The sequence below is a fragment of the Actinophytocola sp. genome (genome assembly GCF_035712165.1).
Lineage (GTDB): Bacteria > Actinomycetota > Actinomycetes > Mycobacteriales > Pseudonocardiaceae > DASYTH01.
The window spans coordinates 1-8,883 of the sequence record NZ_DASTBH010000542.1 but is presented as its reverse complement, the minus strand read 5'-3'; the positions used below and the strand labels follow the sequence as shown (position 1 = coordinate 8,883).

Here is an 8,883-nt window from a genome sequence, read left to right as displayed (position 1 = left end):
CTGCCTCAGTGCACCTTCAACGGCTGACCGCCGGGGTGGAACCGCGCATCGATCACGGCGGCGCGTTGTGACTGCATTGGCTACCGACACGCCCACCATCGTGTGATATCCGCAGGTCAGCCGTGCCTGGATACAAAAATGTGGCCCCCGAAGGGGCCACCCTGCCGGCCATGACCGGCGTCGTATGTAGGCAGCGTACCTCCTGGCGATGGGGCGCTCAACCAAGGAGCACGCAGTGGGTAACGCTGTCGTCTGCATCGACGGCATGAACTTGTACCACGGGCTCAGGGCCAAGTATGGGCGCAAATACCTGTGGCTGGACCTGTATGAGCTCGCCACACAGCTGCGCCGGCCCGACAAGATTGTCAGAGTCCGTTACTTCACCACGATCGTCGCCGGCGAGCCTGAGGCGGCGCGTCGTCAGGAGATCTACCTCGCTGCGCTGACGGCTCATCGGCCCCAGGTCGAGGTCGTGCGCGGACGGTTCAAGGTCAAGAAGTTCCGCTGTTTCGACTGCGGATGTCGGTACACCTGCGACTGCGATCCCGCGCACGAATACCGGACCTTTGAGGAGAAGCTGACTGACGTAGCCCTCGGGGTTGCAATGGTCAGGGACGCGGCCCAGGGATATGGCGATCTGTCCGTTCTGATCACCACTGACACCGATCTGACTCCGGCGATCAACGCCACGGCCGAGATCGCGCCGGACCGTCCGATCTACCTGGCGTGCCCGCCCGGGCGGCAGCCTCCCCAGGCACGTCATCCACCAAGTGTCACGTCGTTTCTCATCGGCCGCCGTCATGTCGCAGCATCCCTGTTGCCCGCCCGGGTGGTGGGCAGCCGAGGACAGATCTACGCGCGCCCAGACAAGTGGCGGTAACGCGGTCGTCCGTGAACCCGGGATGTCCTGGCAGCAGAACCCCTTCACCGGCCGCCGCACCTCAGCCATGGGGATGCCGTGCTCCTCGAGGCCAAGGAAGCGGCCAGGCTCTGACGGGTTTGCCCCGCCCGCCCACCCAGAAGTGAGGCCAGGGCCGGCGCTGCGCCGGCCCTGGCCTCACTCGGCTGAAGACCGGCCCTTGTGGCGCCCCTTGGGACCGCGGATAGGCGAAACTTTCCGCTGGGATCGCTACGTCCTGGGTGGCTACTGGGGGTGCTCCCATATGTGGGACGACTTCGACGCGAGATCAGGAGGCGCTCGTGGTCCGGGGCCGTGCCGATCAGTGACGCGGAAGCCGCCGAGAAGTCGGTGGGATGGCTCCGCCGGCATTTGAGCCGGCCCCCTCGACCTGGAAATCTGGAAGCGGGGGTGATCAGTGAATCCCGGATGTTCCGGAGCAGAACACCTTCACCGGCCGCCTCACCCGGCCATGCTGGGAGCCGTGCTGCGCTCGGCCAAAAAGCGCCGGCTGGCCGGAGGATTCACGATGTCAACATGAATCGCCAAGCGGCACTGGCCACCATGGGCGACGTCGTCGGCTTGTGGTACGTCGGGCAAAGCAGTGCCGCAGACGTGCCGATCCGCCACGCCGATGAGGAAGTCCCCGAACTGTTGGAATCGGCCCTCCGAGACCTGGACCTCGCCTACTACCGATGGGCAGTCCTGCGGCACAAGAAGCCGGCCGCAGAGCCATGGCCTCGCGAGTTGTGCTCGGCACCATGGAACCGCGCGAGCTGGCGGCCTGGGCCCACGCCACGTTCGGCCACGGCACCCTCGACCTGGCCGAGAGCTTGGTCGTGTTTGACGACAGCTACGACACACTCGACTACCTCGAACAAACGCGCGAAGAAGTGGACGCCGAGGTCCGCGCCGAAGCCCGCCGCATCCTCGGACCTGACCGCCTGCCGTGAACGCCGGTCGCGGCCGGATTCTGACGGGTTGTCCCCGCCCAGCCACCCAGACGGAATGAGGGGCCGGCCGGCCCTGCCGGCCGTGACCGAATCCCCACCTCCCTGCGCCGTACAAGATCGAGTTAGCGGTCTTGGCCGACCCGGATCGGAGGCTGACATCTGGTCTCAACAGGCAACTAATTTCTATTATGCCAATTGACACCATATCAATTGGGTGGCTACCGTTGGCCCTCGTGGAGGGCAAGAGTCGGGGGAGGCCCCGCAAGGACCCCGCGCGGCTGGCTCGCTGGACCCCACCCGACGGGTGGTCGCGGCTGGTGGCGTGGATCTCTCCTGAGGAGAAGAAGGCGTTGAAGCACGTCGCGGTCGAAGCCGACGTGTCGGTCGCTGATTTGGTCAGGGCGCTTGCGGCGGGGCTCGCGGGCGGCGTCATCACACATGGGGAACTCATCGGGCAGGTCAGGGAGGGCGCACGGGTTATGGAGAAGATTCCCACGCTGTTCGAGCGCGACGAGCGCTTCCGGGTGGTCGACCGGCCACGTGCCGAATGCCGGTGGGTTTTCGAGGGCGACGGTGTCGGAACCGAGAAGCTCGACGGGACCAACGTTCGGCTGACCGTGCGTTCGGGACAGCTCGTACGGGTGGAGAAGCGCCGTAACCCGAGCAAAGCGCAGAAGGAGTCGGGGATCATCGACGGCTGGTACGTCGACACCACCGACTCCGCCGACGACAAATGGATCCTTGCTGCCGCGCGGAACACAGACGTTTCCGACTGGCCGGACGGGGAGCATTCATGCGAGGCGCTCGGCCCTCGTGTCCAAGGCAACCCGCTGGGCTTGGACGAGCATCGGTGCGTCCCTTTCAACCGCATGGCACCTGTCTACGTCCAGGTTCCGCGCAGCTATGAGGGGTTGCAGACCTTCCTCGCCACGCTGGAAAGCAAGTTCGCCCCGGGCCACCTTGCCGAGGGGATCGTGTTCCATCATCCCGATGGGCGCCGGGCCAAGATCAAGCGCAAGGATTTCCCTCGCCAGGCCGCATCGGCATAGTCCGTGATTCTGGGACATTCCGGCAGCAGAACACCTTCACCGGCCGTCTCACCCCCGCCGTCCTGCTCCAAGCCAAGGTGGCGGCGGGACTCCGACGGGTTGTGCCCGCCACCCACTCAGACGGGATGAGGCGAGAGACCCGACAGCGCTGCTGCTGCTCGATGTCGATGGTCCGCTCAATCAGTGGGCCGCACCCGCGAACGACCGTCCGGCGGGTTATGTCGAGCACCGGGTTCGGCTGTCGCGATGGCGGCGCCGGGGAGCGCTGCGCGTGTGGATGAACCCTCGGCACGGGACCGAGCTCACGGAGTTGGCGTGGGCGACGACCTGGGGCCACGAGGCGAACAGGCTGTTCGGGCCGGTTCTCGGCCTCCCGCCGCTTCCCGTGATCGAGTTCGCCGGGCCACACTCGGACACCTTGCCCACATGGAAGTATCCGGCCGTCGCCCGGTTCGCCTCTGGTCGTCCACTGGCCTGGCTCGACGACGACTTCGCCCTCTGCCCGCGACGCGTTCCTCGCCAAGCGGGAAGCAAGCGGCATGCCCACGCTCCTCGCGCCCGTGGATTCCCATGTCGGATTGACCGGCTCGGATCTGGCTTCGGTTGAGACCTGGCTGTCCTCGCTGCGCGGTGGTTCTCCGTGAAGCGGCGCGACTCCAACGGGTTCGTCCCGCCCGCCCATCCGTCATTCCGCCGCCATGAGCGCCCAATATCGACGTGCTGGCAGGTCAGAGATGGCGCAGTATGGCACGGTGCCAGATGTAACCGGGGGTGAGCCGGGGCGGGGCTTCGTCCTGCGCAAGCGCGACGACCCACCTCAGTCCAACGACGAGTTGGTCGCGCGGCGGAAGGCCTGGTTCGACGGCTATATCAGCCAGAGAAACGTGTTCGCGGCAGATGATGGACCCTATACCTGCCCGTGCTGCGGACATCCAACTCTTGACGAGCGCGGCGGATACGAAATCTGCCACGAGTGCGGATGGGAGGACGACGGGCAGGACGACCATGACAGCGCCACTGTTCGCGGCGGTCCGAACGGGAGCCTCAGCCTCGACGCCGCGCGGGCCGCGTACATCGCCAGTGGTGGTGTCAGGGGGAACCATGTTCCCCCCGATCCACCCACGACTTCCGAGTGGATCCGGCGGCCTTGACTCGTCGGGTAAACCTTCGCCGGCCGTCACTTCGCTGCCAACTCGGTTGCCGGCCGGTCCTGCCGCGAGCACACTGCGCGCTGTGGCGGGGAGTCCGGGAAACATTGCCGAACTGGCCGGCCGGATGCGGCTGGGCGAGCGGATCAACGTTCGGGACCGCCGAGCATTTCATGATGTGGCGGAAAGCGATGTTGTTCGGCGACGAGGCCAGCGCCGCCGAGATCGTCCGGGCGTCGCATCCGGGCCGGGCGAAGGAGTTGGGGCGTGGGGTGCGCGGGTTCGATCAGCAACGGTGGGAGCAGTGCCGGTTCGAGATCGGGGTCGCCGGCAGCCTGGCGAAGTTCAGCCAACATCCGGATCTGCGTCGGTTCCTGCTCAACACCGGGGACAGGGTCCTCGTGGAGGCCAGTCCGGTGGACACCGTATGGGGTATCGGGTTGGCGGCGGATGACCCACGAGCTGGCGAGCCGGAGGAATGGCGGGGCCTGAACCTGTTGGGGTTCGCCCTGACTCAGGCGCGCACACTCCTGCTGGGACAAGGGGACTGAAGTATTGACCCGCGGGATGCGCGACTGATCCAGGAAGTGCGGCGTCAGCTCAACGTGCGGGGCCTGCTGCACCTGCGCGACCTACCCTGAAGGACGTGGAGTGAGCGTGGTGCCAGGATGGCTGTATGTCGACTCCGTCCGTGCCGGGATTCTGGGACTCCGCCGCGGAATCCTTCGACGAACAGCCGGATCACGGGTTGGCGGACTCGCGCGTGCGGGCGGCGTGGGTGGCTCGACTCGAAACGTGGTTGCCGTCGCCGCCGAGTGATGTTGCCGATCTCGGGTGTGGCACCGGGTCGCTTTCCCGGCTGCTGGCCCGGCACGGGCATCGGGTGGTCGGCGTCGACTTCTCCCGGTCCATGATCCACCAGGCCCGGGCGAAGATCACGGCCGCTGGCCTCGATGTGCGGCTGGTGATCGGGGACGTGGCCGCGCCGCCGCTGCGGCGGGCCCGGTTCGACGTGGTCCTGACCCGGCACGTCCTCTGGGCGCTGCCCGACCCGGCCGCGGCGCTCTCGTGGTGGGCCGGGCTGGTTCGACCGGGCGGGAGGCTCGTGCTCGTCGAAGGACGTTGGCAGAGTTCCGCCGCGGCGGAGGAGGCCCTGCCGTGGGCGGGTGGCGTCACCGCCGGCACCCTGGTTGAGACGCTCCGGCCGCTGGTCGCCGAGATCCGCGTCGAGCCGCTGACCGAGCCGGACCTATGGGGCCGGGCCATCACCGACGAGCGCTACGCGGTCATCGCCACCGTCTGAGCAGAATGGGGCCATGGCGCGGATCGAGTTGGTGCTGGGGGACATCACCGAGCAGCGGGTGGACGTCGTGGTGAACGCCGCGAACTCCTCGCTGCTGGGTGGGGGCGGGGTGGACGGGGCCATCCATCGCCGGGGTGGTCCGGACATCCTCGCCGAGTGCCGGGCGCTGCGCGCCGGGCAGTACGGGGGCGGGCTCGAGACGGGTGGCGCGGTGGCCACGACGGCGGGGCGGCTGCCGGCGAAGTGGGTCGTGCACACGGTCGGGCCGGTGTGGTCGCCGACCGAGGACCGCTCCGCGCTGCTGGCCGACTGTCACCGCAACGCGTTGCGGGCGACGGACGAGTTGGGCGCCCGCAGCGTCGCGTTCCCGGCGATCTCCACCGGGGCCTACCGGTGGCCGGTCGAGTCCGCGGCGCGCATCGCGGTCGACACGGTGCTCGACACGGCGAACGGGCTGCCGGCCATCGACCTGATCAGGTTCGTGCTCTTCGACCAGCGCGCGTACGACGCCTTCGCCGCCGGCCTGGACGCTGGTCCGTATCGACTGGGTAACTGAGCGGACGGGCGCGGACGGGTACGGCATGCTGCTGGGGATGAGGAGCCGGCTGCCGGCGCTGATCGTGATCGGGGCGCTGTTGGTGCTCGCCGCGGTGGTCGCGGCGGGAGCGTCGGCCGTGCCGGTGGGGCAGGGGCGGCCGCTGTTCGAGTTCCTCCACCTGCCGGTGATCACGGTCATCGACCCGCAGGTGCCGCCGCCCGAGGATGCGCGGGAGCGCACCTGGCCGGCGTGGACGCAGTGGCTGGGCTGGTTCCTGATGACACTGCCGATCACGCTGCTGGTCGCCGCGATCATCGCGGCCGTGCTGGTGGGTCTGCTCGCCCGCCGGATCCGGTTCTCCTCGCCGGGTCGGGTGGCCCCGGGCGGGCCCGGCGTGGCCGGCACCCCGGCGGCGGAACTGCTCGAGGCGGCGCGGGCGGCACAGGCGGAGTTGGCCCGGCACGAGGGCGGACCACCGGCCGACGCGGTCATCGCGGCCTGGGTTCGGCTGGAGGAGACCGCGGCCAGGGCGGGCAGCCCGCGGCTGGCGCACCAGACACCCACCGAGTTCACCGACACCCTGTCCGGTCGTCCCGCGATCGGCGCCGCCCTGGACGGGCTGCGCGGTCTCTACCAACGGGCCCGGTTCGCACCCGGGCACACCGTCGGGGCGGCCGATGCCGAGGCCGCGCGGGTGGCCCTGGCCGAGATCGTGCACGAACTGTCGGCGGCGAGGTCGGCCACATGACCCGGGCCGTGTTCCTCGCCCTGCTGGCCACCGCGCTGACCACGTTCGCGATCAACCAGTTGTTCGCGCTGCCGGTGCCATGGGCGGTGGTGCTGAGCCTGACCGTCGGGGGTGTGGTGCTGCTGGGCAGCCTGCTGTCCGGGGCGATGGAGGCCAACTGGGACCCGGCGCCCCCTTCCGACACCGCCCGGGCCGACCTGCACGCGAGCACCCTGGCCGTTCGGTTCGCCGAGGCCGCCGGGGATCAGCACCGGTTCACCAGCCGGGTGCAGCCGCGGTTGGGCCGGATGGCGCTGGCCATGCTGCGGGAGCGACCGGACACCGCGGATCTGGCCAGCCTGGACGACCCGCGGGCCCGCGCGGCCCTCGGCCCCGAACTGCACCAACTGCTCACCGACCCCGCAGCCCGGCTACCCGAACCGCGCCGCCTCGCGGCCCTGCTCGAGCACCTGGAGAGAACATGAGCCGCAAACCGTCCACTGTGGACGAGACCGTGCCGGTGGCCGAGATCGGCGCCGAAGCCGGCGCCGTGCTCTCCGCGCTGGGCACGGTGATCGTCGGCCGGCAGCGCACCACCCGGCTGGCGCTGGCCGCCCTGCTCGCCGGCGGCCACGTGCTGCTCGAGGACGTGCCGGGCCTGGGCAAGACGTTGATGGCGCGGGGTCTGGCCCAGGCGCTGGGCCTGGACTTCCGCCGCCTGCAGTGCACCCCGGACCTGCAGCCGGCCGACGTCACCGGCTCGTTCCTCTACGACCCGGACAAGCGGGAGTTCACCTTCCGGCCCGGCCCGGTGTTCACCGGGCTGCTGCTCGCCGACGAGATCAACCGGACGTCGCCGAAGACGCAGTCGGCGCTGCTGGAGGCCATGCAGGAGCGGCAGGTCACCGTGGAGGGCCGGACCTTCCCGCTGGCCCCGCCGTTCCACGTGCTGGCCACGGCGAACCCGATCGAGTACGAGGGCACCTTCCCGCTGCCGGAGGCCCAGCTGGACCGGTTCCTGCTCCGGCTGGACGTCGGCTACCCGCCGGTCGAGGAGGAGGTGGAGGTGCTGCGCCGCCGGTTGGCCCGCCGCACCGAGGAGGCCGAGCTGGACCCGGTGATCGACGCGGACCGGCTGCGCCGGCTGCAGCGCGGGGTCGAGCAGGTGGAGGTGGACCCGGACGTGGTGCGGTACTGCGTCGAACTGGCCGCGGCCACCCGGGTGCACCGGGCGGTGGAGGTCGGCGCCTCACCCCGCGGTTCGCAGGCGCTGCTGCTGGTCGCCCGGGCGCTGGCGGTGTTGTCCGGCCGGGACTTCGTGCTGCCGGAGGACGTCAAGGAGTGCGCGGTGGCCGCCCTGGCGCACCGGCTGACGCTCCGGGCGGAGACCTGGAGCAGCGGCACCACCGGTGTGGAGGTGGTCACCGAACTGCTCGCCGCCGTGCCCGGACCGGCGAGCACCCGATGATCACGCCGGTCCCCCCCGACCATCGGGTGGTGCGCTGGTTCCGGGCCTGGCGCGGGCAGGCCAGCGCCGGCTGGCGGCCCAGCGACGCGCTGTTCCGCGGCGCGGTCGGCGGGCTGGGTCTGGTCACCGCCGGGCTGGTGCTGCATCAGCCGGTGGTGCTGTTGATCGGGATCCCGCTGCTGGTCAGCGTGGTGCTCGGGATCGGGATGTCGGGCCACCCGGTGGTGTCCGTGCGGCGCCGGGCGCGGTCCACCGAGGAGGGCCGGGACGACCTGCTCGCCGTGGCGATCGAGTCGGGTCGCGGCGCCGAGCTGGTCGCGGTCCGGATGCCGGCGGCGGGCGCGGGCGCCGGACCGGTGCACCTGCTGGCCGCCGGCACGAAGGCGGTGCGGGTGCGGCTGCGGCACGACGTCTGGGGCGAAGCTGTCGAGCTGCGCCCCGACCATCTGGTGGCCGGGCCGGACGGGCTCCTGGTGTTCGGGCCGGTGACCGCCCCGGAGTCGCGGCGGATGGTGCTGCCGCCGGTCGGCTTGGTGCCGCCGGGTCCGCTGCCGCCCCGGGCGGCCGGCCTGGTCGGGGTGCACCGCTCGCCGCGCGCCGGAGGAGGCTCCGAGCACCGCGACATCCGGCAGTTCCAGCCCGGGGACCGGCTGCGCCGGATCGACTGGCGGGTGTCGTTGCGCAGCGCGGCAGCCGCCGGGGGCGCGCTGTCGCCCGCGACGCTGCACGTGCGGGAGCGGCACGCCGAGGCGGACGCGGACCTGGTGCTGGCCCTGGACACCCGGATCGACGTGGACAC

11 protein-coding genes are annotated in these 8,883 nt (G+C 70.3%); all 11 read left to right on the top strand.

Annotation, left to right across the window (positions count from 1 at the left end):
• Positions 1-235: 235 nt before the first annotated feature.
• Positions 236-880: an NYN domain-containing protein gene (locus tag VFO68_RS30785; RefSeq protein ID WP_325161924.1), complete on the top strand. Its 645-nt coding sequence runs from the start codon at positions 236-238 to the stop codon at positions 878-880.
• A 779-nt stretch (positions 881-1,659) separates the two neighbouring features.
• Positions 1,660-1,851 carry a hypothetical protein gene (locus VFO68_RS30780; protein WP_325161923.1) on the top strand — a complete coding sequence of 64 codons (192 nt, stop codon included), beginning with the start codon at positions 1,660-1,662 and terminating at the stop codon, positions 1,849-1,851.
• Positions 1,852-2,084: 233 nt separating this feature from the next.
• On the top strand, positions 2,085-2,900 hold the full coding sequence (locus VFO68_RS30775; RefSeq protein ID WP_325161922.1) for a hypothetical protein: 816 nt from the start codon (positions 2,085-2,087) through the stop codon (positions 2,898-2,900).
• A gap of 698 nt (positions 2,901-3,598) precedes the next feature.
• Positions 3,599-4,051 (top strand): CPCC family cysteine-rich protein, encoded by a 453-nt coding sequence (locus VFO68_RS34365; RefSeq protein ID WP_414635606.1) that lies wholly within the window; start codon positions 3,599-3,601, stop codon positions 4,049-4,051.
• On the top strand, positions 4,033-4,599 hold the full coding sequence (locus VFO68_RS34360; protein WP_414635605.1) for an NADAR family protein: 567 nt from the start codon (positions 4,033-4,035) through the stop codon (positions 4,597-4,599). Before VFO68_RS34365 ends, VFO68_RS34360 begins: the two co-directional genes overlap by 19 nt.
• Before the next feature lie 125 nt (positions 4,600-4,724).
• Positions 4,725-5,351 (top strand): class I SAM-dependent methyltransferase, encoded by a 627-nt coding sequence (locus VFO68_RS30765; protein WP_325161920.1) that lies wholly within the window; start codon positions 4,725-4,727, stop codon positions 5,349-5,351.
• Between the two features lie 13 nt (positions 5,352-5,364).
• The gene (locus VFO68_RS30760) at positions 5,365-5,907 is read left to right on the top strand and encodes an O-acetyl-ADP-ribose deacetylase (protein ID WP_325161919.1); all 543 of its coding nucleotides are present in this window, start codon (positions 5,365-5,367) and stop codon (positions 5,905-5,907) included.
• A gap of 37 nt (positions 5,908-5,944) precedes the next feature.
• Positions 5,945-6,637 (top strand): DUF4129 domain-containing protein, encoded by a 693-nt coding sequence (locus tag VFO68_RS30755; protein WP_325161918.1) that lies wholly within the window; start codon positions 5,945-5,947, stop codon positions 6,635-6,637.
• Complete coding sequence (locus VFO68_RS30750) at positions 6,634-7,101, top strand: hypothetical protein (RefSeq protein WP_325161917.1); 468 nt, start codon at positions 6,634-6,636, stop codon at positions 7,099-7,101. Before VFO68_RS30755 ends, VFO68_RS30750 begins: the two co-directional genes overlap by 4 nt.
• Positions 7,098-8,084 (top strand): MoxR family ATPase, encoded by a 987-nt coding sequence (locus VFO68_RS30745; RefSeq protein ID WP_325161916.1) that lies wholly within the window; start codon positions 7,098-7,100, stop codon positions 8,082-8,084. Before VFO68_RS30750 ends, VFO68_RS30745 begins: the two co-directional genes overlap by 4 nt.
• Positions 8,081-8,883: DUF58 domain-containing protein (locus VFO68_RS30740; RefSeq protein ID WP_325161915.1), on the top strand; the 803-nt coding region annotated here is incomplete at its 3' end. The genes VFO68_RS30745 and VFO68_RS30740, both read left to right, overlap by 4 nt.